At 61.3% G+C, this 24,974-nt stretch carries 15 protein-coding genes and 1 pseudogene; 2 read left to right on the top strand and 14 right to left on the bottom strand.

The window, feature by feature from the left end:
* Positions 1 to 690: 690 nt before the first annotated feature.
* From FJV80_RS29960 to FJV80_RS30025, 14 genes and pseudogenes are all read right to left on the bottom strand, one after another.
* Complete coding sequence (locus FJV80_RS29960; RefSeq protein ID WP_095776171.1) at positions 691 to 1,695, bottom strand: PleD family two-component system response regulator; 1,005 nt, start codon at positions 1,693 to 1,695, stop codon at positions 691 to 693.
* A 14-nt stretch (positions 1,696 to 1,709) separates the two neighbouring features.
* On the bottom strand, positions 1,710 to 2,729 hold the full coding sequence (locus tag FJV80_RS29965; RefSeq protein WP_142878148.1) for a chemotaxis response regulator protein-glutamate methylesterase: 1,020 nt from the start codon (positions 2,727 to 2,729) through the stop codon (positions 1,710 to 1,712).
* Between the two features lie 22 nt (positions 2,730 to 2,751).
* Positions 2,752 to 5,019 (bottom strand): hybrid sensor histidine kinase/response regulator, encoded by a 2,268-nt coding sequence (locus tag FJV80_RS29970; RefSeq protein WP_142878149.1) that lies wholly within the window; start codon positions 5,017 to 5,019, stop codon positions 2,752 to 2,754.
* Positions 5,016 to 5,720, bottom strand: coding sequence for a chemotaxis protein CheW (locus FJV80_RS29975; RefSeq protein ID WP_142878150.1), 705 nt, complete (start codon positions 5,718 to 5,720; stop codon positions 5,016 to 5,018). The genes FJV80_RS29970 and FJV80_RS29975 overlap by 4 nt, the downstream gene beginning before the upstream one ends.
* A complete protein-coding gene (locus FJV80_RS29980; RefSeq protein ID WP_142878151.1) occupies positions 5,720 to 6,961 on the bottom strand; it encodes a protein-glutamate O-methyltransferase CheR in 1,242 nt (413 codons plus the stop codon). Before FJV80_RS29980 ends, FJV80_RS29975 begins: the two co-directional genes overlap by 1 nt.
* On the bottom strand, positions 6,961 to 7,425 hold the full coding sequence (locus FJV80_RS29985) for a chemotaxis protein CheW (RefSeq protein ID WP_095776179.1): 465 nt from the start codon (positions 7,423 to 7,425) through the stop codon (positions 6,961 to 6,963). The genes FJV80_RS29980 and FJV80_RS29985 overlap by 1 nt, the downstream gene beginning before the upstream one ends.
* A gap of 23 nt (positions 7,426 to 7,448) precedes the next feature.
* Positions 7,449 to 9,086, bottom strand: coding sequence for a methyl-accepting chemotaxis protein (locus tag FJV80_RS29990; RefSeq protein ID WP_142878152.1), 1,638 nt, complete (start codon positions 9,084 to 9,086; stop codon positions 7,449 to 7,451).
* 794 nt (positions 9,087 to 9,880) lie between these two features.
* A complete protein-coding gene (locus FJV80_RS30000) occupies positions 9,881 to 11,614 on the bottom strand; it encodes a tetratricopeptide repeat protein (RefSeq protein ID WP_142878153.1) in 1,734 nt (577 codons plus the stop codon).
* 29 nt (positions 11,615 to 11,643) lie between these two features.
* Complete coding sequence (locus FJV80_RS30005; RefSeq protein ID WP_185973335.1) at positions 11,644 to 13,005, bottom strand: HlyD family type I secretion periplasmic adaptor subunit; 1,362 nt, start codon at positions 13,003 to 13,005, stop codon at positions 11,644 to 11,646.
* An 86-nt stretch (positions 13,006 to 13,091) separates the two neighbouring features.
* Entirely contained in the window at positions 13,092 to 15,386 is a 2,295-nt protein-coding gene (locus tag FJV80_RS30010; RefSeq protein WP_185973334.1) for a peptidase domain-containing ABC transporter, read from the bottom strand.
* Between the two features lie 219 nt (positions 15,387 to 15,605).
* Positions 15,606 to 15,785: a hypothetical protein gene (locus tag FJV80_RS34735; RefSeq protein WP_185975288.1), complete on the bottom strand. Its 180-nt coding sequence runs from the start codon at positions 15,783 to 15,785 to the stop codon at positions 15,606 to 15,608.
* A gap of 2,217 nt (positions 15,786 to 18,002) precedes the next feature.
* Positions 18,003 to 18,386: pseudogene (locus FJV80_RS35375) on the bottom strand (DUF4347 domain-containing protein); the annotation flags it as partial.
* A gap of 95 nt (positions 18,387 to 18,481) precedes the next feature.
* Positions 18,482 to 18,796: a hypothetical protein gene (locus FJV80_RS30020; protein ID WP_143750390.1), complete on the bottom strand. Its 315-nt coding sequence runs from the start codon at positions 18,794 to 18,796 to the stop codon at positions 18,482 to 18,484.
* Positions 18,797 to 18,858: 62 nt separating this feature from the next.
* Complete coding sequence (locus FJV80_RS30025) at positions 18,859 to 19,503, bottom strand: hypothetical protein (protein WP_095776101.1); 645 nt, start codon at positions 19,501 to 19,503, stop codon at positions 18,859 to 18,861.
* Between the two features lie 902 nt (positions 19,504 to 20,405).
* Here FJV80_RS30025 and FJV80_RS30030 point away from each other — a divergent pair.
* Together FJV80_RS30030 and FJV80_RS30035 are read left to right on the top strand one after the other, a co-directional pair.
* Positions 20,406 to 24,155 carry a glycosyltransferase gene (locus FJV80_RS30030; RefSeq protein WP_142878156.1) on the top strand — a complete coding sequence of 1,250 codons (3,750 nt, stop codon included), beginning with the start codon at positions 20,406 to 20,408 and terminating at the stop codon, positions 24,153 to 24,155.
* 26 nt (positions 24,156 to 24,181) lie between these two features.
* Positions 24,182 to 24,958: a DUF707 domain-containing protein gene (locus FJV80_RS30035; RefSeq protein WP_142878157.1), complete on the top strand. Its 777-nt coding sequence runs from the start codon at positions 24,182 to 24,184 to the stop codon at positions 24,956 to 24,958.
* Positions 24,959 to 24,974: the final 16 nt, after the last annotated feature.

Here is a 24,974-nt window from a genome sequence, read left to right on the forward strand (position 1 = left end):
TCGAGCCAGACCAGACCTTTCGTGCCAGCCGGCAAGGCGTTGAGTTCGTCCACGGATGAAACGTCGACAAGATTGAACCCGGCGGTTGCGACGTCCGTCGCTGATCCGCCTGATGCATAATGGAGAGTGGCCATCCAATTTCCTTCGTCTGGTTCGATAGCCCCAGTGCCTGCCTAGCTGAGAACGTATATTAGCGTACAATCAAATACAGGTACTCTTTGACAGAATGATTGATCGTAGACGGGAACCGCCACAAGATTGGTGCTGTGTGCGAGAACGAAGGATCGCTGACGCGTTAAGGCGATACACGAGGTGATTGCCTCTCCCAAGCGGCTCGCCGAACCGAATAGAAATGGAAATCAGCTGATTAGTCAGTCACACGAAAAACACGCAAAGGCGGAGCGTGCTTGCAGATTGAGCCGGCGGTAATAGCCTGGGCGGCAAACCTGACATATCGGCTCCCGCGTTCGTTTTGGGTTTCGCATGGCCGCTGACACAGCTCAGGTTTTTCGGGATTAACCTGTTGTCCTGAACGGAAAACGACGAATGCGTCCGAGTACCTTGACGTACTATAGCGACGACTCGTTGAGATGCATTAGAGTTTGCCCAGACCGTACTGGACCGACCCCGTCTACCCTCTGCGAGTGCCCAACGTCCATTTGGCTCAAATAGTTAAATCGTCACTGCCACCTAGCTGCGGGGCACGTGAAGCGCCACACGATCTCGTCCTTCCGACTTAGCGCGGAAGAGTGCCAAATCGGCGGCATTGACGAAATCGTTTGGCGTCTCGTTCTCGTTGGGCACTGTTGTCGCGACGCCGACGCTGATGGTAACCCGATCCGGGCCGTGCGGGATGTTCAGGTTCCGAACGCCCTGGACGAGCCGCTCCCCGATGCTGCTCGATTGTTCCAGCAAAGTGTCGACCAGAACGATGACGAACTCTTCGCCTCCGTAGCGCGCAGCGAGATCGGTGGAGCGGCCGGAACTGCCCTGGATAACCCGGGCGATTTGCTTGAGCACCTCATCGCCGGCCATGTGGCCATAGGCATCGTTGTATCGTTTGAAGTTGTCGGCATCGATCATCAATAGCGACAAGGGAGACTGTGCGCGAAGCGCGCGTTTCCACTCAGCCGCCAGATATTCATCGAAATAGCGCCTGTTGCCGAGACCCGTCAGGCCATCGATCCGCGTCAGACGCTCAAGCTCGAGATTTGCGCTGATCAGCTGTCGCTGGCTTTCCCTCAGCGCGCGGTACGCCGCGTCTCGCTGGACATGGTCCAGATAGGCCCGCGTATGATACCGAATGCGCGCAATCAGCTCGATGCGATCCGGCAGTTTGACGAGATAGTCGTTGGCCCCGGCAGCGAAAGCTTCGCCTTTGGTAGCTGGATCTTCCTTGCTCGACAGCACAATGACTGGAACCGAGTGTGTCGACGAACGCTTCCTGTATTCTTTCACCAGATGCAGCCCGTCGACCCCGGGCATGACCAGGTCCTGGAGGATTACGGTTGGCTTTACCTCATCCGCGACCGCCATCGCCTTCAATGGGTCGGTGCAGAAGTGCAAGGCGATATCTGGCTCGTTAGCCAGGGCGCGCCTGACCGCCTCGCAAACCATGACCTGATCATCGATGAGCAGAACCATCGACGAATAGTTATCTGCCAGCGGCGGCACCAGCTCGGATTGTTGCGTCATCAGACGATCCCCTTTCACGTGGAGCGCCCGCAGGCTTCGATTATGCGTAAGCCGATAGCGCTCAAAGGAAGAATATCAACCGCCGCACCGATCGCAGCGGCGGCCTTCGGCATGCCATAGACTGCACTGGTTGCTTCATCCTGCGCGATTGTGAGATGCCCCTTGTCGCGCAGCTTTCTCAGCCCGCGCGCCCCATCCCTACCCATGCCTGTAAGCAGGACGCCAATTACCGAACCCGGCCACCATTGCGCCGCGCTTTCGAAAAACACATCCACCGACGGCCGATAGACGTTGTCCTTGGGGGTGGACGTGTAGCCGAGTTGCTGAGCCGATTTGAAAACCAGATGGTCATCCGAACTGGCGACAAGAACGGTGCCCGCTTGAGGCTTCTCCTTTTCTCGCGCCGGACGGATCGGAAGCGGGGTATGCTGCCCGAGCCAATCGACAAGGCCTGGAATGAACTGAGAATCGAGATGCTGGACGAGCACGATTGCGCAGCCAAAATCAATGGGAAAGGCGCTGAGCACCTTTGCAACGGCAGCCGGCCCGCCCGCCGAGGCGCCGATCACTACCAAGCGTTGAGGGGAGGGGTCGGCGGCAACTGATATCGGCCCGCTTGCCTTGGATGGCGCATCACGGACCAGCTTACCGATCGTTGCAATCTTGTTGGTCAGAAGCCGTGCGGATTGCGAGGAGGCGTTGCCTGCGATGCCCACCGACGGGATATCGACCGCGTCGAGCGCGCCATGACCCATTGCTTCGTAGACCCCGGCGACGTTGGCTTCGATACTGGCGGTCACCAGCAAGATCGAGCACGGGGTTTCTGCCATGATCCGGCGGGTCGCTTCCACGCCGTCTATCTCTGGCATTGCTAGATCCATGAGTATCAGATCCGGCAGGTCACGTCTGCAGGCCTCGACCGCTTCACGCCCATTGGCCGCCATCCACGCGACCTGATGTTCGCGGGTCGACACGACCAGCCGGCGCAGAAGCTCGACCGCCATCGGCATATCGTTGACTATGCCGATTCTCATTCCTTGGCTTCCAATTTCGATCTCATCCTGTCGCCTCGCCAATCATGTCCACGACGGCATGAATCAGCGCCTCGTCCTGAAAGCTGCCCTTGGTCAGATAGTAGTCTGCGCCGGCGTCAAGTCCGCGCGAGCGGTCTTCCTCGCGATCCTTGTACGAAACGATCATGATCGGCGTGTTCTTGAGATGAGCGTCCTTTCGGATCAAGGTCACCAACTCGATGCCGTCCATGCGCGGCATGTCGATGTCCGTCACGACAAGATCGAAGGGGCCGGAGCGGACGGCATTCCACCCGTCCATGCCGTCGACCGCCACTTCGACCTCATAGCCGTGATTGCCCAGCATCTTGCGCTGGAGTTCGCGAACCGTGAGTGAATCGTCAATCACCAGCACGCGCTTGCGCCTGCCGGGTTCTGGACCGCCCGCAGCACGCCGAAGGGCTCGAAATCCACCGGATGATGCAAGCTTCTCCACCGATCTTATCAGATCATCCACGTCGAAGATCAGGACAGGCGAACCGTCCTCCATCAGGGCCGCGGCGCTGATGTCCTTGATCTTGGCGAAGCGGGGATCGAGAGGCCGGATTACCAGCTCGCGTTCGCCGAGGAAACGATCGACGATCAGGCCGTATGCTTCGCCCTGACCGGCATCTACGACGACGACCGAGAGAGCGTCCGGTTCGGAAGATCCGGGCTCACCACGGTTCAGCACCTCGCGTGCCGTGACCAGCCCGATCTGTCGGTCGTTCAGACGAAAATGCGGCCGACCCTGAAGGAGACTGATCTGCATCCGCTGCAATTTCAGTGTCTTCGAAATGGCAGCGAGCGGAAACGCATAGGGCTCGCCATCGACATCGACGAGCAGCGTGCGCAGGACCGACAACGTCAGCGGCAGTTGCAGTTGAAACCTAGTTCCGTGCCCGAATTCCGAGGAGACGCTGGTGATACCGCGGACCTCCTTGGTCATCGCCTGCACAGCGTCGAGCCCCACACCACGGCCGGAGACGTCAGTAAGGCCCAGTTTCATCGAAAAGCCGGGCAGAAACAGGAAGGCGAGCAATTCCGTTTCGCTGAGTGTGTTGGCACTTTCCCTGGTTGCGAGGTGCCGGTCGACGATCGTCTCGCGCAGCTCCGCCAAATCGATGCCCCTGCCGTCGTCCACCACGGTTATTTGCAGCAGGCCGGCATTGTGCCGCGCTTCGAGCCTGATGAGACCCTCTGCCGGTTTACCTGCCGCGACCCGCTCCTCGGGCGGTTCAAGCCCGTGGTCTACAGCGTTGCGTAGGAGATGCCCCAGAGGTGCGTCGAGTTGTTCGAGGATGTCGCGGTCGATGCCGGTGGAGCCGCCTACGATCTCCAGCCGCACCCGCTTGCCGAGGGTACGTCCGAGGTCGCGAACCATCCTCGCATAGTGCCGCACGCCGTCTTCAAACGGCCGCATCCGGCTCGCCAACGTCTCGTCGTACAATCTGTTGGCAAGATCGGTGGCCTTTCGATCTACTGAATCCAGCTCATCGAGACGCTCCGCCAGGAACGCCTGGCTCAGCCGAAGCTTTCGCTGCGCTTCGGCCAGCGCCTCCACCACTGCTTCGTCCTTTGAAACAGCCGGCAGCACTGCATGAAGGTCGTCGAACGCACTTGCGAGGTCCGATTGAAGCCGCTTCAGCCGCAGCAGCCCGTCGGCGAACGGCCTGAGCCGCCGCGCTTCCATCAGCGACTCACCGGCTAGCCCGAGCAATCGATTCAGGCTGTCCGCCGTCACCCGAACCATTCTGTCGGAGCCGATGCTTCCTTGGCTTTGCGGCACCGTCGCAACGAGGAGGCTCGCTGAAAGGGTGGTCGCCGGCACCCCCTGGGCATCTGGGAAATCAGCTTCGGATTTGCGGGGCAAGTGGGTGGCATCGGGGAGGGCCAATTCCGCGAACTTGGCGAGAAAGGCTTCGACGTCAGGGGGCACGCTCTCGCTCGATGGTCCCGATGCAATCAATTTCAGAAGGTCGGTGCCTTGCAGAAGCGCATCGATATGCTCCTGTCGCACCCTGAGATGCCCACGTTGCGCGGCGACCAGGCAATCCTCCATCGCATTTGCAACTTTGACCGCGGGCGTCAGGTCGATGATGCGGGCAGCTCCTTTCAGGGAATGCGCGGCTCGCATGCATGCTTCCAAGGCATCGGCGGCGACAGGATCGCGTTCGAGCGCCAGAAGACCGGAGGTCAAAGCCTGCGACTGGCTCTCCAGTTCGGCCTGGAAGAGGCTCAGCATCGAAACCTGGCTGAAGTCCTCGTCTGTCATGCGATGCTCCGATCCAGCATCGCGAGCAGTTGTCCCGGGTCGAGACAGCCAACGGCTCGTCCCTGCCAGGGCAACACGGCAACCGTGGCGGCCGACAGCGCCTTGCTGATCGTGGCCGGCACAGCGAGCGTATCTCCTTCCCGGTAGCGGTGTAAGCCGTGGATCTCGTCGACCGTAAAGGCAACCCGCTTGTCGGGCTCGCCGACCACGACCAGGCGGCGAAATGGCTTGGATCGCGTGCCTAGCTCCCCCTCCTTGCGCTCGTCTATTCCGAGCAATTCAGAGAGCGACAGGCAGATCAGCAACTCACCGCGGACATTGGCAATGCCGAGCACTGCACTGTTCCTTCGGTGCGGGAGCGAATGAACGCGGCGAGACTCAGCCACTTCATGAAAAATCCCGACCGGAAGCGCCAGCCATTCCTCTCCCAAACGGAAGAGAACGGCGGTCTTTACCGCCTCGTCGTCTGCCGAACCGAGATCGGCAGGACCAGATTTGTCAGGCCATTCGCCGGGATATTGCGAGGAGGCTGCACGGTCGAGGAGGCGCCGTGCAGCCTTCTTGTGGGTCGGGCAATTGCGGCAGTGCAAATGCCGCTCGAGTAGCGGACACGACTTGTCGCCGCGCACGCCGATCCGGCGCCAGCAGTCGTCGATTTCAATCTCCTCCACCGGCTGAGCGATCCCTGTCGAAGCCGCCATCAGGTGCCGCTCCTTTTGTGGGCCCGATCCAGCCGGCCGGCCAATGCCTCGGCGCCGCTATGGTCGCCTTGCTTTCGAAGCAGCAAAGCCAGATGGACCAGAGCTTCCCGATGATTTGGCGCGAAATAGAGCGCCTTCCGATAGCTTTGCGCGGCTTCGGGCGCAGCGCCATCCGCATCCTGAACGAGGCCCAGGAGGTAGAAGATTTCCGCCGAAGGACCGAATGCCTTAAGATGCGCTAGGGCAACTTCCTGTGCCTCCTTTACCCGTCCCGCATTGGCGATTCGCTCAACCGCGATGAGGCTTTCCGCGAGCTGGTCTAGCGGCTTGGCCGTGGCCCGCACGCGACCTTCCCTGCCGATTGCCAGCCGAGGCGGAACAACAGGCTTGGCCTTGTTGACCTTCGGGGTTGGGGGCCGCACAGGAACGGCAGCGGAAACTATCGGGGCCGCGGTCTTAACGGGCTCCGACTTCAGGAAGGCGAAGGCCAGTGGCCATTCAGCGGAAACGAGGCCGTGCAACCTTGGAAGCGACGCTTCCGCCGGACCGACCAGAAGAAGTCCGTCCTTGGCCAGGAGGTCCTTCAGGCAGATCAATGCGCGATCCTGCAGCTCTCGATTGAAATAGATCAGCAAATTGCGGCACAGCAGGATGTCATAGACCTCATGCCCGAACCACGCGCGAGGATCGAAAAGGTTTCCGACCCGAAACCGAACCTGTTTTAACACCGCAGCATGGGGCCGCAACCCGCCCTCGGCCGCTTCGAAATAGCGGTCCTTGAATTCGAGATAGCTGCCGCGAAACGAATTGCGCCCATAGACGGCACGTTCAGCAACCGCGACATTGCGGCTGCTGACGTCCACTGCATCGATGTTGAACTCGTGTGCCTCAAAGCCGGCATCGAACATGGCCATGGCAACCGAATAAGCCTCTTCGCCGGTTGAACATGGCAGACTCAGGACTTTTATCGGCTGAGGACGTTTGCTCACACGGGCATGCCGCGCCAGCATCGTGAACGCTTCCCGGTCGCGAAAGAACCAGGTCTCCGAGACCACCACAGCATTGATCAGCTCCTGCAGTTCCTGCTGCGAACCGGTCAGCTGTTCCCAATAGGCCTGAAGGTTGGTTATCCGGCATGCTGCCATTCGATCTCTGACCGCCTGGCGGACCACTGTCGGCCCAACGCTGGCACTGTCCAGTCCAATGGCTTCCGTCAGGAGTTTTTCGATTGCGCCGGTCATCAATCACCCATCGCGGCCTGGTGGAACAATGCGGTACGAATCTCTTCCGAAAGCAGCGCTTCCGCTTTGACCCACTGAATGATCTCCAGGCCATCCGAAGCCACCGGACCGAGATAGGGCGGTGTTCCTGGCTCCAGTCCGAACGGCGCGAAGTCGGCAGGGTCCCGCTCAAGCGTGTCCGTCACCCGTTCCGCGATCAGCCCGAGCAGGCGTTGCTCGCCACCTTGCGTCGGATAGCGCGTCACAACGATCCGGGTGCTCAACCGCGGCTCGGATGGCCGGCCAAGTGCCAGAAGAGTCACATCGATCAACGGGATGGGTATTCCGTTATAGCTGGCCAGTCCGACCACTCCGGTCGGCGCTCCCGGTAGCACTTTGACATCGATGTAAGGCAACACCTCTTCAATCTGGTTGACGTCGATCAGGTAGCGATCCTTACCCATGCTGAAGGCGAGGAATAGCATTGTCATCTCCGACTGCCAGCTTGCTATGCTCTCAGCTTGAATCTTGAAATGCTGCCTCGCAGCCCGCCCGAGACTTGATTGAGCTCGTCGATCGCGAGTGCCGATTGCTGAAGAGATTCGACTGTTTGCTGAGCTGCCTCGCTCAGCTGGGTGAGCGTGTCGCTGATCTGGCCCGCGCCGGTCGCTTGGGCTTGCATGCCTTCATTGGCGACTTCGAAACGTGGCACCAGGCCCTGAACCTGCTGAATGATTTCGAACAGTTGCCCGCCGACCTGCTGGATTTCCTGCATGCCCCGGCGGACCTGCTCTGAAAACTTATCCATGCCCATTACCCCGGCCGCGACCGCCGACTGGATATCCTTGACCATCTGCTCGATATCGTAGGTGGACACGGCCGTCTGGTCCGCGAGCCTTCGGATTTCGGTCGCCACCACTGCAAAGCCTCGGCCATATTGGCCTGCCTTCTCCGCCTCGATGGAAGCGTTGAGCGACAACAGGTTCGTCTGATCGGCGACTTTGGTGATGGTCGTCACCACCTGGTTGATGCTGCCGGCCTTCTCGCTCAGGATCGCAAGTTTAGAATTGATCGCGGCCGCCGCTTCCATGACCTGGTGCATGGTTTCTTCCATGCGGGCCAGTCCCGCTTGCCCTCCGCCGGCGACCACAGCTGTTTGCTCGGCAACTGTCGAGACCTCGTTCATCGTCCGGACCAACTCGTTTGACGTGGCGGAGATTTCCTTGGCTGTTGCGCGGATCTCGGTGGTGGTCGCTGCGATTTCGGTGGCGGTTGCCTGCTGTTGCTTGGAGGTGGCGGCGATCCCCGTGATCGACGTACTGACCTGTATGCCGGACCTTTGAACCTGACCAATGAGAGTGGTGAGATCGTCCGCCATTGCGTTGAAGCCGTCGGCAAGCACGCTGAATTCGTCTCGACGCCTGAGATCGATGCGGTCGCTGAAGTCGCCTTGCCGCATCAACTGAACCGCGTCGACTAGGCGAGTGAGCGGGCCCGTGATGGCGCGAAACAGCAGGTATCCTAAAAGAAGGGCCAGCCCGAGGGCGATCAGCAGGCCAGCGCTCAAACCCACTTCCGCGGTCCTAACGATCGAGCCTATCCGCTGTGTCGCGCTGTTCGCCTCGCCTCTATGATCCTCGACCATGGCTTGCAGGGCGGACTGCAATTTTAGAAAGACCGGCTCCACGGTGTTCTTGATGGCCGTACGCTCATTGGGAGTTTCACCTTTCGACAGGGCAGCCCGGCTTGCGTCCAGCACAGCAGTTTCAGTTTGGCGAAATTGGTTGGCGAGTTCTTTGACGGCCGCATAATTCTGCTTGTCGACATCGGAGACGATTTTCGCTTCATAGTCGTCCATCCGCCGCTGCACCTGATCGCGATTGCTCGCGATCGCGCTTTCAAGCGTGCGTTTGTCCGACGGGTTGTCCTCAAGCGCATATTCCTGGAGCAGGCTATGGGCGGTCATCTGGCCGATCATGATCTCGGTGCTGTGAGAGAGGTCTGGGAGGATGCCCTTTTCGACCTCTGTCGCCTCCTGCTGGGTCTGGAGGAACCAAGCGTACGCGATGACGGCTATTACCGACATCACCACAAGAACGGCAGCGAAGCTGACGAGGATGCGGTGGCGTATTGTTAGACTCTTCATGGAACCGGGTTCACCTATGGGGGCATCGTTGTCGGCTCGACCGCCGTTCGTTCCGACATTTCGAAAAAGGTGCGTCGAAAAGCAGTAGTTTGATGCCGAATGGTTTCTTTTCCGTTCAACCGCGGATGACGGCTAATCGGCCCACCAATCGAGATGCGGCAGCCCCACGCGTAGAGTTCAATTGAACGGTTGGTCGTGTCAGATGCTTCGGCGGCAAGATCAGCACGGCGACGTGGCGCTCCAGGCGAAACTGGTAAATCGTCGCGGCACAAGACGAGACCGTCCCTCCCAACCATCCATGGACCAACGGTCAGGTCGAGCGGATGAACCGAACGCTGAAGGAGGCAACCGTCCGGCGATATCACTACGCTATAGATAAATGAAATCAGATTTTACGGGACAACGTGTGCAAAAATCGCACTCTCTTCTTTTCGTTCCGACGGAGCCGCCGAAAGCTCTTTTCGCAGGCTCTTCTGCCGACGATATTGACCGCTCCTTGTTCGCCGGGATATCCGTGCCTTGCGCCTCCAGCCGCATTATGCGCTTAACGGAAGTTGGGTTGTGTGGACCCGCCGTGGTGCAAACTTACTGAACCACTCAATCTGGGACCTGTGACTGCTGCGGCCCCAGAATATATGCCAGGCCTGACAAGGAATAATACGGCGCCTGGGGGCCGGGCCTCTAATTCCCGCGTCGAACGAGCATATAACTCAGGGCGCGGCCAGTCGGTCGGCGGATCTCCAATGGTCCTCCAGCCTTATTGGCGCTGCTTCACTCCAACGGCCACAGCAGCCCTAGTTGGACCCGCCCGCAGCCGCCAATTCCTCTGCCGCTTCACCGATACCGTGCGCAGCCGCACGTTCGAGCCAAAGACGGCCTGCCACCGGGTCGCGCTCCCCGGCGAGGCCTTTCAAGAGATAACGTCCAAGCATGAATTGGGCTTGCCCATGCCCGCGTCCGGCAGCGGCGGCGTACCATTTCTGCGCTGCTGCCTGATCGACCGGCAGGCCGTGGCCGGCTCCGTACAGCGCGCCAATCGCAAACATCGCCCCGGCGTGACCGTCGGCGGCGGCCTGCTCAAACAGCTGCATTGCAGCCTCGGGCTCAGGCATGCCGCCGCGCCCATTGAGTTGCATCTCGGCGAGCGCGACGCGTGCGTCGAGGACGCCGGCGTCGGCCGCCCGCGCAAACCACACACGGGCCTGAGTTGGGTCGGGCGCCACGCCGCGTCCATCCTGGAGAAGGCGGGCATACATATATTGCGCCTCGGCGACGCCTTCGGCCGCGCGCCGCAGCCAGTGAGCCGCTTGCCCCTCGTCCTGGCGAACGCCGACGCCCTTGGCGAAGCAGAGCCCAAGGTTGAATGCCGCGATGAGGTCACCCGATGATGCGGCCGCCTCGAACCATCCGGCAACGCTTGCACCGTCGTCCGGCTCGCCGGCTCCTCCGAGGATAAGATTGGCGAGGTCTGTCTGTGCCTGCTGATTGCCGCCATTTGCGGAAGATCGCAGCCAGCGTGCTCCTTCCTCGACATCCTGAGCCACACCATTTCCCGTCAAATAGAGCGAGGCCAAAGCGCGGGCGGCGTCTTGATGGCCCGCTTCGGCCGCCCGCCGATACCAATTCGCGGCTTCTGCAAAATCCGGCCGCTGCGTCTTCGCATAGCGATCGCCCAGCATATAGGCCGCCTCGATATTGCCGACCAAGGCTGCACGCCGCATCCACCCCTCCCCGGCAGCGACATCTTGGCCGACGAGTGCACCGTCAATCAGCGCCAATCCCAACCGGAACTGGGCGGAGGGCAGGCCCTTCTCTGCCGCAGCCTGATAGAGTTGAACGGCTGCCGCCATGTCGCGTGCTACGCCGAGCCCGTGCTCGGTAAGGACTGCAAGAAGATAGGTCGCGGTCGGCAGGCCGGCGTCGGCCGCGCGTCTCACCTCGTCCGCGATCCTGGCCCTGTTCTCGCGCTTGCCGCGGCGAGCCAGCGACAAGGCAAAGCCCAGGCACCCTTCGGCGCAGCCGGCAGAAGCCGACTTCTCGTACCACCGGTGTGCGGCATCGGGATCGCGCATCGATGCTGGGCCGCTGGTAAGGATATAACCGAGGATCGCCTGTCCCGTGGCCGAGCCTGCCTCGGCCGCCTTGGTGGCAAAGTCGAAAGCGGCCGCGAAGTCTGGTTTTCCCGGGGAATCAGGTTTGAACAAGTGCTCCGAGGGCCACTTGCCGTCGGCTTCCGCCGTCACCAGCCCGGTGACGTAGAGCGCCGCGAGGACCGCCTGCGCATCCGCGCTCCCGTGGTTTGCCGCCCGCAGCAGCCATCGCGCGCCTTCCATACGGCTCGGTGGCACACCGGCGCCTTCCAGATAGCATCGCGCGACCCGGTACTCGGCGTCAACGATCCCCGCGCGCGCCGCTTTCGCCATAAGCGGAAAGGCTTCGGCCGCCTTGCCGCCGTCAGCAAGCTGGATCGCCCGACGCAACACCGCCGCCGGGAAGGCCAGACCAGTCAGCCGATCCAGGATTGTCATCGATCCGAGCCTCTGATTCCTCCAGTACTCTAAGGCTCCCGCATCGCCTCCTGGCCGATCGGGAGCATGACGCCGAGAATGTACTTGAGTATCGTGCGCCGACCGACCTTGACGTCGGCGGTCACCGGCATGCCGGGGCTGACGGCGAAACCGGCGGGAACGCCGTGGAGGGCGACCTGGTCGATGGAGATCCGTGTCCGATAGAATGGCTCGGCGTCGGAAGGCAGCATGGCCAGGGAACTGTTCGGATCGCGCGCTTGCTCCTGTGCCGAGAAGGAATCCGGGCTGAGTGCCCGCACGGTTCCATGGGCGAGGCCGTATTGCGAATAGGGGAAGGTGTCGAACTTGATGACCACCGGGTCGCCGACATGCACAAAACCGCTGCTCCTGCCAACGATGTTTGTCTCGATCTCGAGCGGCGCGTCGGCCGGCACGAGCGTGATAAAGCGCTCCCCTGACTGCATGACCGAGCCGACAGAGACTTTTGCCACCGATTGAACGATGGCGTCTGATTGACTCTTCAACTCGACCAACTGGTTTCGAAGCTTTGCCTTGTTGAGCAGTTCGCGGGCGTCCGAGATCCGCGAACTCGCCTCCGACAGGCTCTGCGAGACTTCAGCGCGCCAGCCCTGAATGTAGCCGTCGCGCTCGGCGGCCACCGCTGCTTGCTGGCGTTTGGCTGCTTCCGCGGTCTGATCGGCATTGCCCAGTGCCCGGGACATTTCCGCCCGGTTGTCCTCAGCTAGGAGCGTGTTGAGGCGGCTTCCTACCTGCCTTGCCTCAAGCTGTTTACGCATCTGCTCGATCGAATCGGCGACCGTGAGCCGCTGGCGGTAGCCGTCGGCATCCGATTGCGATCGCGAAATCACCGAGCTAAGTTCGTCACGCTGGCGTTCGAAATTCTCCACCTTGGCGTCGTAGACCGCCTTACGTTGCTCGAATATCGACACCTGCAGGGTCCAACTCGGGTCGAGGCCGTTGTAGGTGAACGTCTGGCCGCTGGCCTCGGCCTTCAACCGCGCCACCTCGGCTTCAAGCGTCGAGACCTGCATCGCCAGTGCCGTTTGGTCGGCTGAGGTAAAGGTCGCATCGAGGCGGGCAAGCAATTGGCCAGCTTTGACGCGCTGTCCTTCCCGCACCTCGATCGAGCGGACAATCGCTGTTTCCAGCGGCTGAACGACGATGTTGGGGGATTGCGAGACCACCAGCCCTCTGGTCGTCACGACCTGATCGACCGGTATCAGCCCCGCCAGGGCGATCAGCGCGATGACCAGGCTAGAGACGATCCAGACAATGCCTCGCGCCGCCCGCGGAATAGGCGCATTGGCGACAGCCGTCGACGGCCACTGGAACTCGAGTATGGCCGGCGTCGTCGGATCCTTCGTTTCCATCCGGTGCCACCGAGCGGGAGGGGCGGTGAGGGAGGTGCTGCTCATGGGTTACCGGACCTGATGCGAATATGAGGCGCGCGACATGATCAAACCAACCGCGGCGGGACAGCGACCGGGCGGCCGTGGCGGCCATCGAGGTGCCGGTTCTGCTGCGACCACAACTGGCGATAGAGCGCGCATCGTTCGAGCAAGGTCGCGTGCGGCGCGACGTCGAGGACCTTGCCCTGATCCATGACAAGGATGTTGTCGCACTCGGTCAGCGAGGCGAGCCGGTGCGAAACGATGATCATCGTGCGCCCGCTGGCTATGCGCATGAGGTTGGCGCTGACAACCGCCTCGCTCTCCGGGTCGAGTGCGCTGGTCGCTTCGTCGAGGATGAGAATGGTCGGATCGTGGATGAGCGCGCGCGCAATCGCCAGCCGCTGCTTTTGACCGCCTGACAGATTGGGCGAACCTTCCTCGATGTAGGTGTCGTAGCCATTCGGCATCCGCTCGATGAATTCCTGGGCACCGGCGAGGTGCGCGGCGCGCATGGCGTCGGAAAGCGTCAGGCCTGGGCGGCCGGCGATGATGTTGTCGCGGATCGACCCGCGGAACAGAAAGTTGTCCTGGAGGACCACGCCGAGCCCTTGGCGAAGATGGCGCAGGTTGATTTCCTTGAGGTCGACGCCATCAAGCTTAAGGAAACCACTGTAGTCGCGGTTAATCCCCTGCAGGAGGCGCGCGATTGTCGATTTTCCCGACCCGCTGCGCCCAACGATGCCAAACATGCTGCCGGCCGGAATGTGGAAGCTGACCCGGTCGAGCGCCGGCGTCTTGGTGGCGATATAGCTGAAGGTCAGGTCGCTGAACACGACCTCGCCGACCAGCCTGGGTCTCAGGCCGGTGGAATTCGAACTGCTCTCCAGCGGCCGGTTGAGGACCGACGCTGCCTCGCCGATCGCCGCACCGACCTCCTCGTAGTCTTCAACCAGCCGCGCTAGGCCAACCAGCGGCTGCGCCACGCGCTGGGCGATCATCATGAAGGCGAACAAGCCGCCAACCATGTAGCCGGTGCGGTCGTTCATCGCGAGATAGGCGCCGATCAGCATGGTGCCGAGCACCATCACGCGTTCGATCGGCGTGACCAGGGTCTGCGGCCAGCTTGCCAGCTGTCCGAAGGCGAGACGCGCCTTTCCCGCTTCGGCCACCCGCTCGTCCCAGAGCGCCTTGCGCTGCGGCTCGAGACCGAGCGCCTTCACCGTCTTGATGCCGACGACAGTCTCGCCCAGTGCCGCCGACTTCCAGGTCTCGGCGTCGACCACCCGCTGGTATCTGCGGCGCAGCGGCCTCAGGAAAGCGAGGATGATCAGCATGATCACCACCGCGCAGGCCAGCACGATCCAGGCGAGGGCAGGGTTGATGTAGAACATGACCGGTACCAGCACGCACAGCGTAATCATATCCAGGAACGTGCTGAGGAGTTTTCCGGTCAGGAACTCGCGAATGCGATAGACCTGGGCGAGATGATACATCGTCTCGCCGGCCGGATGACGCTCGAAATAGTCGAGCGGCAGGCGTAACAGCCGGCTGAAGACGTGCAACTGCAACTTGGTGTCCAGACGGGCGCCCACGACATTGATGATCAGCCGCCGTGCATGGCCAAGCAGTGTCTCATAGGCGAAAACCACGGCGATCACCGCCGATAGGAGCACCAGCGTCGAGATGCTGTTGAACTGCAGCACCTTGTTGACCACCGTCATGACGATGAGCGGCGGCAGGATGGTAAGGACGCTCAGCGTGAACGAGGCGATGGTGATATCGCGCAGGGCGTGGCTTTCGAGCCGCACCAGTTCGGCGAGCCAGCGAAGGGTGAAGGGCGCGTCCGCCGCGACATAGGATCGCGTGGCACGCACCAGCAGTGCCTCGCCCGTCCACACCTGCGACAGCCGCAGCTCGTCGATGGCGACGGCCTCACCATCGTCGGGTGCATCCGCACTCTTCAGGAAGACGACGTTTCGCTCGGCGCTCGCCCCGGTGAGGAGAGCCGCGCCGCCATCGTTGAACAAAAGCACGACCGGCCCGGCGTCCTGGAAGCGCAGAAGGTGGGACCAGCGGATGCGCACGGCGCGTGACCACATGCCGGCGTCCTGCGCCCACTGCGACAGATCGGCGGCGGCCGGAACGGCGCTCGCGGCCCTGAATTCGTTCGGGTCGAGCTCGACACCGTGATAGCGGGCGGCTCGCAGCATCGCCTTGAGGCGCGGCCCGATCTTGTCGAATTCGGCCGGACCACCAGGGATCCGCGCCATAGTACTTTCGCCGCCCGCCGCGTCGCCTTGCGCAGAACCGGCTTGGATCGGGACCGCCTGGATTTCGGCGTTCACGGGGAGGTTCACCATGGCTTTGTCTTCCGGCACGAGAGCGAACTCGACAATTCTTGGGCCGAAGCGTCCCTGCCGAGGGTTTCGATCATGCCGCCACTGTACTCCGAATTGATTCGCCGTGCGACTCTCATGCCAATCCCTGTCCGGGATGTTGGACGCGCGGACCCGCTTTCCAGCGAAGCCCGCGCGCCCGTTTTAACCCTGGACCAGTCATGGTCCAGGTCCATTCGCCGCTCACTCGTGCGGCTTCAAAAGATCCTTCAGGGACGTCTTGACGGCGTGGTCGTTGCTGGCGTAGCCGGCGCCAGGCTTGGTCTGATCCGAGGTGAGATCCGTGCTCGCTCCGGAAGGCTTGTTCTGGTTGTTGCCAGATCCGCTGATTGTCTTGAGGACGTTCAGCAGGTCTGTCGTCACCGAAGTCGCCGCAAGGCTGACCAGTTGGCCGAACGACGCATTCTTGCCGGGATCACTGTTACCGTCAGCCGAGCCGGATTGCAGGAACTGTGTGGTGTCCTTGAGCCCGAGCGTGTTGGACGTGACCGCGGCTTGCCCCCCGTTTCCTTTGCCCTGACCACCGGCAGAGTTGCCCTGTCCCTGATGTCCGCTGTTGTCGGCATTGTTATGGTTCCCGGAATTGCCCGGTGCGGGCTGTTCTCCGTTGCCGTGGCCGTTGTTGCCATGACTACCGGTTCCACCACCATCCGAACCGGTTCCTCCGGTCGGGCCTGTCGGACCTTGCGAGCCCGTTGCGCCAGTCGCACCGGTTGCTCCAGTCGAACCTGTGGCACCAGTCGAGCCGGTGGCACCAGTCGAGCCAGTCGAGCCTGTTGCGCCGGTATCGCCGGTTGCACCCGTGGCGCCGGTCGCTCCGGTATCGCCAGTGGCACCCGGGGCTCCGGTTGCGCCGGTATCGCCAGTTGCCCCGGTCGCACCAGTCGCTCCGGTATCACCAGTTGCACCCGTGGCTCCGGTCGCTCCGGTATCGCCAGTGGCACCCGTGGCTCCGGTTGCGCCGGTGTCGCCAGTGGCACCCGTTGCACCAGTCGCTCCGGTGTCGCCAGTGGCACCCGTGGCTCCGGTTGCGCCGGTGTCGCCAGTGGCACCCGTCGCACCAGTCGCTCCGGTATCACCAGTTGCACCCGTGGCTCCGGTTGCGCCGGTATCGCCAGTTGCCCCGGTCGCACCAGTCGCTCCGGTATCACCAGTTGCACCCGTGGCTCCGGTCGCTCCGGTATCGCCAGTGGCACCCGTGGCTCCGGTTGCGCCGGTGTCGCCAGTGGCACCCGTTGCACCAGTCGCCCCGGTATCACCAGTTGCACCCGTGGCTCCGGTTGCGCCGGTGTCGCCAGTTGCCCCGGTCGCACCAGTCGAGCCAGTTGCACCAGTCGAGCCAGTCGCACCGGTCGAACCGGTGGCACCGGTCGAACCCGTGGCACCTGTCGAGCCCGTTGCTCCGGTCGAGCCAGTCGAACCCGTGGCACCAGTCGAACCTGTTGCGCCGGTCGAGCCCGTGGCACCGGTCGAGCCGGTCGCACCGGTCGAACCCGTGGCACCAGTCGAGCCAGTCGCACCGGTCGAGCCCGTGGCACCAGTCGAGCCTGTCGCACCGGCATCGCCCGTGGCCCCGGTTGAGCCAGTCGCTCCGGTATCACCGGTCGCTCCGGTAGAGCCTGTTGCGCCAGTGGAGCCCGTTGCACCACTCGCTCCGGTCGCGCCGGTCGAACCTGTGGCGCCAGACGAACCCGTGGCACCCGTGGCGCCGGTCGATCCAGTCGCTCCAGTTGCTCCAGTCGATCCAGTCGCACCGGTCGAGCCAGTCGCACCGGTCGAGCCTGTTGCGCCAGTGGAGCCCGTTGCACCACTCGCTCCGGTCGCGCCGGTCGAACCTGTGGCGCCAGACGAACCCGTGGCACCCGTATCGCCAGTCGCCCCCGTGGCTCCTGTTGCACCGCTCGCTCCGGTTGCACCGGTAGAGCCTGTCGCACCAGTCGAGCCGGTGCCACCTGAAGCACCCGTTGCGCCAGTCGCACCTGTTGAGCCCGTGGCGCCGGTCGAACCCGTCGCTCCAGTTGCCCCCGTGGCACCTGTCGCACCGGTAGCACCCGTGGCTCCGGTCGGGCCTGCAGGGCCTGTTGCACCCACAGCACCACTACTCGCGATGGTCAATTGGCCATTTTTAAAGTGATCGCCGTCGTTGCCTGCGGCGCCGATATTGTTGATGGTCTCGGTAAAGAAAGTATAAGTTTGAGGATTAGTGGCGGGGACGGTAGGGGAAAGCGTGCCGTATAGGCGAAATCCCGAATCGTAGATAAGATACGTGTGAGTAATATCAGGGACTGTTATAGTTATCGCAAAATTTGGAGCGGCGACATTAGCTGAGGACGGAAGAACAAAGCTACCAACAACCGAGTCGTCTGTAGTAGCCGGTGTATTCTGTGTGTCAATAAGGTAATATGTATTAATGCTTTTACTGCTGCCCGCATCTACAGTGCCGGTAAGCGTCAGGTCGCCCGCTTCAAGTACCCCCGCGTAATTCGCCACGCCGACTGGAGTGATTGGCGGCAGAGGGGAGGATTCGGAAAGTTCCCAGGCGCCGCCCAGGGCGGCTGCGCCAACCAGCGACCGGGATGCACGGACGTCCGCGCCGACCGCCCGTTCCAAAGCCCCTATGAAGGTCTCGCCTGCATTCCCTGATGCCGTCTCGCAGCTCCACAGCCGCAGCTCGCCGTCCGCTGCAAGCGCCCTGCCGATTGCAGCAAGATCCCCAGCATCTTCCTTCATTGTGGCGGCCGACCACTCTCCTGCAGCAAAGCTAACCCGGCCAGGCGCGCCATGAGCGATGACGTGGACCGAGTCGAGCCCTTCGTGCCCTGACAACGCGGCGGCGATTTGCTGTGCCGCCGGTCGGCGGCCGTCCAGCACTATTGCTTGGACTTCGGCCCTCAGATTGGCGAGAACCGTGTTGAGATCGGAGACTGAAGGATCGACAAAGAGAATTTCAGAGGCACGGGCCATGACTGGCTCCTGTTGGCTTTGAACTCAATCCTAGGGAAAAACCGCCCGACGCTAGGCCGGCGTGCGGTCGCGACAACGACAAGGAGATTGGACGGTCATCTTCCGGATAGACCGACGGCGCCGTCGGGTCGTTGGACAGAAGGGCTCTCTACGCGGAGAAAGCTGCAGGCCTGGAAATTCCCGCCATCGTCAAACGTACCAATCGCAAATGAGCCGGCTGCGGCCGGAACCTTGACGGTGACAGCGACAGCGAGGCTTCGCTTGACGGCCTTGGGCAGGATGACCTGACCGACGATGGCGCTCTTAGCCGTGTCCAGGATGAAATAGGGCACATTTTCGGTCGTGTCGCCGATGGGCAAGGCGCCTCTAACGGTAACTTCCATGACTGCAAACCCTGTTATATAGCTCATGATACTCTCCGTGGTCAGCGGACGAATGCGCCGCTGCGTTTTTCTGTCGTCACTCTCAATTTTCAATCGCCGCCGATCGGCTGCGCCAGCAAGGTCGGCGCGATCGAGCGGGCGGATAGTCTCTGTCGGGTTGGCGGCGTCGTGGCATCGAACGGCGCCGCATCGTGGGGCGGATCAGCGAAGCGTGGACGACCCCGCCGTGAGCCGCCCGCAACTGCCATGAAGGGATTGCCGCCGATGTCCAAAGCATCGGTTGCAGCGTCTGGCCGATCGTTTCCAGCGCTTGTCTGCAAATGAATCTGCGCCGTCCGAAACGGGGTGCTGTACCACGGCACCGCCGGTCGGCAGGCGATGTCATCCCACCCACTACGCAATCCCTCCAGGCTACGCCGAAGGCTCGGCGTCGGCTCGTCAGGAAACTCCGGGATTGGAAAGCCGTCGTCCTTCAAATGAATGACGTTGAACGACAAGTGATCTGCGACAATCGAGGTCGCCACCGCCGGGTCCGCGCCGAGTTCGCGTACGCGGCCGATGGCGAAGCCGGTCTGGTTTAGGGCGGGTTCAGGCTGAATGCCGGTTGCGTCCAGCGCGGCGGGGTCTGCCTCGCGCGCATATTGGTGCTCACCGAACTCCGGGCGATCGGCCGGCTGATGGTTTTGCGGCCAGCCGAACCGAGGCTGTGCACCCCTCCCGTGCGCACGTGGCAAGACTCGACCCAACACCCACTCCCATCAACGATGGCGCCGATGCCTCGGCGACAATTCTTAAGGGAATGGGAAGTCGTCCGCCTCCAAACCAAGGGGGGACATGGTCGCGACATATAACTGGCGTGCCCGGTGGACGCGCCTTCCAATCCGCGAAACGTCCTTGATAACCCAGACCCTTCTAACTCAACTCCCAAGAAAGAATTTCGCAGATATTCCGGCATTCGGCCGTCCAAACTGCGAGGGCCCCTCAACACCGCGGTTTAGTAGATTCGAAAATTAGCAAATTGTAAACTATAAATTAAGCAACTACTAAATTAGCTCGAACGAGGTAGTGCCGCTTTGGCAATTGCAGGGGAGATGGCTTGGAGAATCGGTATGACAATCAGATGTTTAATAGGACTACTTGCAATCCTGCCTGCTTTAGACAGCAATTGAAGGTCTCCATCTTCCATGCAAATTATCGACGATGGCGCAGCCAGACGGGTTGGCAATGTCTCAGCGGACGCTGGTGCCTCGGCCTTGACGGCAGCCTGCAAATGGCGGCGAAATACAGAACTTACCGGTCAGACCGGACGGAGCGGTGAATGCCGGCGTTGCAGTTCAAGCAGCCTCCTTTCACGGTCGCCGTTGCCGCCCGCTGGCCCGACGGCTGGCTGCTAACCACTGTGGACAAGGTTAAGCGCGGTTTCCTGAGAACGACCTATAGGATCCATGAGAAGGAGTGATCGGATCTTTGAAATAGAAGCTGTTGCGCAGCCGGACTGGCAAGTGGACAGCTACAGCGGGCGAAGGCATGAGCGGTCCAGGCTCGGCGAATCCGCATCGAAACGGATCCGGCAAGCGCGGCGACACGCGAACCGTTCCTGTCGCCGACAGTCGCATTGAAGGCCGATGGATCACGAATGACAAACGGCAAGCGGCTCTGCCTCAATATGATCGTCAAGAACGAGATGGCGAACCTTCAACGCTGTCTCGGTGCGGTTGTCGACCACATTGACTGCTGGGTCATCGGCGATACCGGCTCGACCGACGGGACCCAGGATTTCATCAAATCGTTCTTCGCTGCTCGCAACCTGCCCGGCGAGCTGCACGAATTCCCATTCCACAATTTCGAGCAGGCGCGCAACGCAGCGCTCGATCACGCCTATGCCTCGCCACTCGCCTACGATTATCTGCTGTTTGACGACGCCGACATGGAGCTGATGGTCGAGGACGCGGGCTTCCGATCGCGGCTCGACAGTGCGGGCTATCGGCTGCTGCAGCGGTCGGAGTCCGGCTTGGCCTATTGGAACACGCGCCTGGTCAGGCGCGACGCCGGCGCGCGCTATTACGGTGTGACCCACGAATATCTCGATGTGCCTGGGGGCGTGCAGGAGCTGCGCGGTGCCTGGTACAAGGACCACGCCAGCGGATCGAACCGCGTCGACAAATTCGAACGTGATGCGAAGCTTCTGCTGGAAGCCCTCGAAAAGGATCCGGAAAATCAGCGCTACTGGTTCTACCTGGCGCAATCCTATCGCGATGCCGGCCGGACCGCGGAGGCCGCGGTGGCCTACGCCAAACGCGCCGCCATGGGCGGCTGGGACGAGGAGGCGTGGAACGCCCGCCTTCAGGGGGCTCGCTGCCTGCGCAAACTGGGCGACGAGCCCGGCTTCATTGAGCAGGCGCTTGCCGCCTTCAATCAACGGCCGCAACGAGCCGAGCCGCTCTATGACCTGGCCCGGTTCTACCGCGACAAAGGGATGAACCACGCCAGCGCCCTGTTTTCGGAAGCGGGGCTGGCGATTAAGCGGCCGGAACAGGACATCCTGTTTATCGAGGACTACATCTACACGACAGGCATGGTGGAAGAGTTTGCGATAGCGGCAAACTACGCGCGCGACCCCGTGCGCAAGGACCGTGGTTTCGCGGCATGCAACTGGCTGGCGCTGAACCGGACAATCGACGATGGCCCGAGGGAGTTGGCGTGGTCCAACCTGTTCTTCTATGTGAAGTCCGCCAAGACAATGATGCCGTCCTTTAGCGCGCGTCCGGTCGGCTTTACGGCGCCCGATGGCTATCGGTCGTCAAACCAGTCGGTGGCTCGATTGGGCGACCGGATCGTGCTTTTGCAGCGAACGGTGAATTACACGCTGGCCGAAGACAACCTGCAATACGACACGCCGGGTGGAGTGCCGGTTCACACGCGCAATTTCCTTCTCCGATTAAGTGATGAGCTCGCCATTCAGTCCGCAAGCGAGGTTTTGCCGCCGGCCGATATGCCGGAACCCACTAACGACCGTGTTCTCGGATTTGAGGACATGCGCCTGTTCGCTTGGCGCGATGCGCTATGGGGCGTCTCGTGCGTGCGCGAATTGACGGAGGAGGGCTGGTGCGAGCAGATCGTCGCGCGCATTGATGAGGACGCTTCCTGCCGGCTCACCGACTGGCGCGTACTCCGCCCGGCGGGGCCGCGGCTGCACCAGAAGAACTGGATGCCGCAAGTCAAGCCAGGCACGGTGGGGGGAGGGGCAGAGGCGTTGCAATTCATCTACCTTTGCGATCCCACCCGGACCGTGGACGAGCGGGGCTCGACTCTCAGCGAGACTCCTCCCGCAATTGCAGCGAAGAGTTTCAGGGGTGGAACACAGCTGATCGCATTTGCCGGCGGGTGGCTTGCATTGATTCATGAAGTCCAGTGGCGGGCCGCCGAGAAGCGGCGTTACTACCTGCATCGGTTCGTCTGGTTCGATGAAGCCAACACCTTGCGAAAAGTAAGCCGGCCGTTCTTCTTCGACAAAAAGGGCGTCGAATTTGCTGCCGGGCTGGCGTGGCACCCTGACGAAAGGCGTTTGGTGATTTCCTACAGCGTCACCGACAGCGAATCCTGGATCGCGACCGTCGACGAGGCGGAGGTTAGGTCGATGTTGGACGACGTGGATAGCCTGCCATCAGGTGCGGCCGGCACGGCGTCCAGGGTGACGCTGGTCTCGGGGCATGGCGCTGCGCCAACCAAAGCAGGGATCAAGCCTGACTGTGCTGACAACGGAGCCATGGGCGACGCAAGCCAGGCGCCGTCGGAAGGCAAGGACCTCGGCCCTGGCGGAATGAAGTCGGCAGACGACATCTTCCATGAGCTCGCGCCGTTCCTGCGCGACGTCGATTCTCCGCCGGAACGGCGGGAACGATCGCACCAGTTCGACGCGCGGATTTCCCGCTTCCTTGGCAGCGACGGTACCGCGCTTCCGCAGATCAACTGCTTCTACCAGGTAATGTCCGACAAGGCCGAGCATCGTACTTTGATCGCTGCCACGACGTCGATGCGGGCAGCGGGCCATCCGGTGCGGGTGTGGAGCTTCGCACCGGAGAAGCTCGAATTCCTCGTCCCGCACGGGGTCGAACTCCGCAATGCCGACGACGTCATGCCGCGAGCCTTGTTCGATCGGATCGTCGCCGGCTCCGAGATCAGGTATTTCAGCGATATCTTTCGCTACGCCCTGCTTTACGAGCATGGTGGGCTATGGATGGATTCCGATATCATCCTTCTGCGAGCCTTCCCGTTCCGCGGCGATCATTTCTTCAATCTGCAATGGCGCGGATCGCACAAGGGTCATTTTGTTTGCGGTAACGTCATCTATGCCAGACCCTACTGCAGTCATCTCAGGGCCCTGTATGAGTTGTCGATCTCGCGCTTCCATGACGCCAGCGGCAAGGAGTTCGGCGACATCGGCCCCAAGCTTCTATCCGACTACATTGCCTCCAGCGCGGGAGCCGAACTGCGAGAATGGGTGTTCAGCCCAATGTTCTTCAACACCATCGATTGGACCGAGATCGACCGGTTCGAGAAGCCGATAGCGGACTTGGCCGACTATCTGAACGATGAGCGGGTGTTCGGCGTCCATCTGTGGACGGCGCGCAATGAGGCCCGGCTGGGCGGCGAAGGGGCGCCGTTGATCTCGTCGCTGATGGATCCCCTCGCCGGATTTTCCTCGCTAACGAAGCTTGCCGACCAATTTCCGACCGACAAGAATCGACACACAGGCAACCGGCACTGCTATGCTCGCGTCTATGATCGGTTGCTGTCGAGCCGCCGGCTTGCGGTGCAGCGTATTATGGAGATCGTACAGCACCGCGGCGCGGCGATCGACGATCGGGCCACACCAGCATCGGTGGGCCTTTGGCAAAAGTACTTTCCGTTTAGCCAAGTGATCGGCGTCGACCTCAACGATCTTTCCCATCTGAACAATGATAGGTTCAGGTCGTTTGTCGGCGATCAGTCTAGGGCGGAGGACCTGCGCAAAATCGCCGCGAAACTCGAGCCTGAGTCACTTGACGTGGTGATCGACGACGGCAGCCACGCGTCCTTTGGGGAACAGCTTACGCTTCGCGAATTCTTTTCCTTGCTTAAACCGAGTGGCTGGTACTTCATCGAAGACCTCGACTGGCAGCCGCCCGGTGAAGACGCGAGCAAGATCACGCTGACCAAGACCCTGCTGCGTGAGATCAAGGAGCAGGGCAGCGCGCGTTCGGTCGATCCGCTGGGGGTGAGCGCGCTTGCCGGTCAGTTCGCCGAAATCCTGTTCTTCGACAGCCACTACGAGTTGAATCGCGCCAAGCTGATGGGTGGTCTCGTAGCCATACGCAAGTGCGCGGGAACTGGGGATACTCGGTAACAATCTGAGCGAGAACCGTCGGTTCAATGTTTGAGAATTCGAACGATATTCAGCTGTTATCGGTCCCGAGGGACCCGAGGCGATATCTCGTCCTGATACGCGCCGGATCGAAGCGTCGCCCTTCGTTTTTTTCCGAGATCCCGCAAGGGGAGCGCCAGTACGACCTCGCGATAAATTACTACGCTACGCCACACCGGGACGATATTCTTCGAAATAGGGCCGAAATTGTTTTTGCGGGCGGCCGATCAAAAATGCACGGCGCTAAACGGTTCTTCGAGGCTACAGACCTTCATAACGTCTATGAGGGGGCCTTATTTCTTGATGACGATATAGAACTTCTTTTCAATCCGGATGCTTTTTTTGCAATTTGCGAAGAATATTCGCTTGATCTTGCTCAACCCGCCTTGACCCCGGATTGCATCGACGCGATGGGGCTGACACGCGAGCATCCCGGCCTCAAGCTGCGGACCACCAATTGGGTCGAGGTCATGGCCCCGTTCTTCAGGCGCGCCTTCCTGCAGGAGATGCTCCATTCCTTTGACCTATCGATCTCAGGATGGGGACTGGATCTATATTGGGGTCATCACCTCGCGGACCGCTGGACAGCGGGCATCGTCGATGAATTTCTGATGCGGCATACCCAAGTAAGCAATCACGAGACGGGTGCATTTTACTCGTATCTTCGCTCGATCGGTGTTGATCCTTATGAAGAGATGAAGTCAATTCTTACCATGATCGATACCAATCCATACATCGCCAGGCCGATACGTTTTGTCTACCGAACATACTCCTTTCGCTCATAGATCCTATGGAAGGTTT

Origin of the sequence: Mesorhizobium sp. WSM4310 (genome assembly GCF_007003935.1) — a bacterium.
Taxonomy (GTDB): Bacteria; Pseudomonadota; Alphaproteobacteria; order Rhizobiales; family Rhizobiaceae; genus Mesorhizobium.

Bases quoted from the DNA above. Each gene is read 5' to 3' on its own strand.
- FJV80_RS29960 (WP_095776171.1), bottom strand. From the start codon at position 1,695: ATGACGCAACAATCCGAGCTGGTGCCGCCGCTGGCAGATAACTATTCG.
- FJV80_RS29965 (WP_142878148.1), bottom strand. From the start codon at position 2,729: ATGAGAATCGGCATAGTCAACGATATGCCGATGGCGGTCGAGCTTCTG.
- FJV80_RS29970 (WP_142878149.1), bottom strand. From the start codon at position 5,019: ATGACAGACGAGGACTTCAGCCAGGTTTCGATGCTGAGCCTCTTCCAG.
- FJV80_RS29975 (WP_142878150.1), bottom strand. From the start codon at position 5,720: ATGGCGGCTTCGACAGGGATCGCTCAGCCGGTGGAGGAGATTGAAATC.
- FJV80_RS29980 (WP_142878151.1), bottom strand. From the start codon at position 6,961: ATGACCGGCGCAATCGAAAAACTCCTGACGGAAGCCATTGGACTGGAC.
- FJV80_RS29985 (WP_095776179.1), bottom strand. From the start codon at position 7,425: ATGCTATTCCTCGCCTTCAGCATGGGTAAGGATCGCTACCTGATCGAC.
- FJV80_RS29990 (WP_142878152.1), bottom strand. From the start codon at position 9,086: ATGAAGAGTCTAACAATACGCCACCGCATCCTCGTCAGCTTCGCTGCC.
- FJV80_RS30000 (WP_142878153.1), bottom strand. From the start codon at position 11,614: ATGACAATCCTGGATCGGCTGACTGGTCTGGCCTTCCCGGCGGCGGTG.
- FJV80_RS30005 (WP_185973335.1), bottom strand. From the start codon at position 13,005: ATGGAAACGAAGGATCCGACGACGCCGGCCATACTCGAGTTCCAGTGG.
- FJV80_RS30010 (WP_185973334.1), bottom strand. From the start codon at position 15,386: ATGGTGAACCTCCCCGTGAACGCCGAAATCCAGGCGGTCCCGATCCAA.
- FJV80_RS30020 (WP_143750390.1), bottom strand. From the start codon at position 18,796: ATGAGCTATATAACAGGGTTTGCAGTCATGGAAGTTACCGTTAGAGGC.
- FJV80_RS30030 (WP_142878156.1), top strand. From the start codon at position 20,406: ATGACAAACGGCAAGCGGCTCTGCCTCAATATGATCGTCAAGAACGAG.
- FJV80_RS30035 (WP_142878157.1), top strand. From the start codon at position 24,182: ATGTTTGAGAATTCGAACGATATTCAGCTGTTATCGGTCCCGAGGGAC.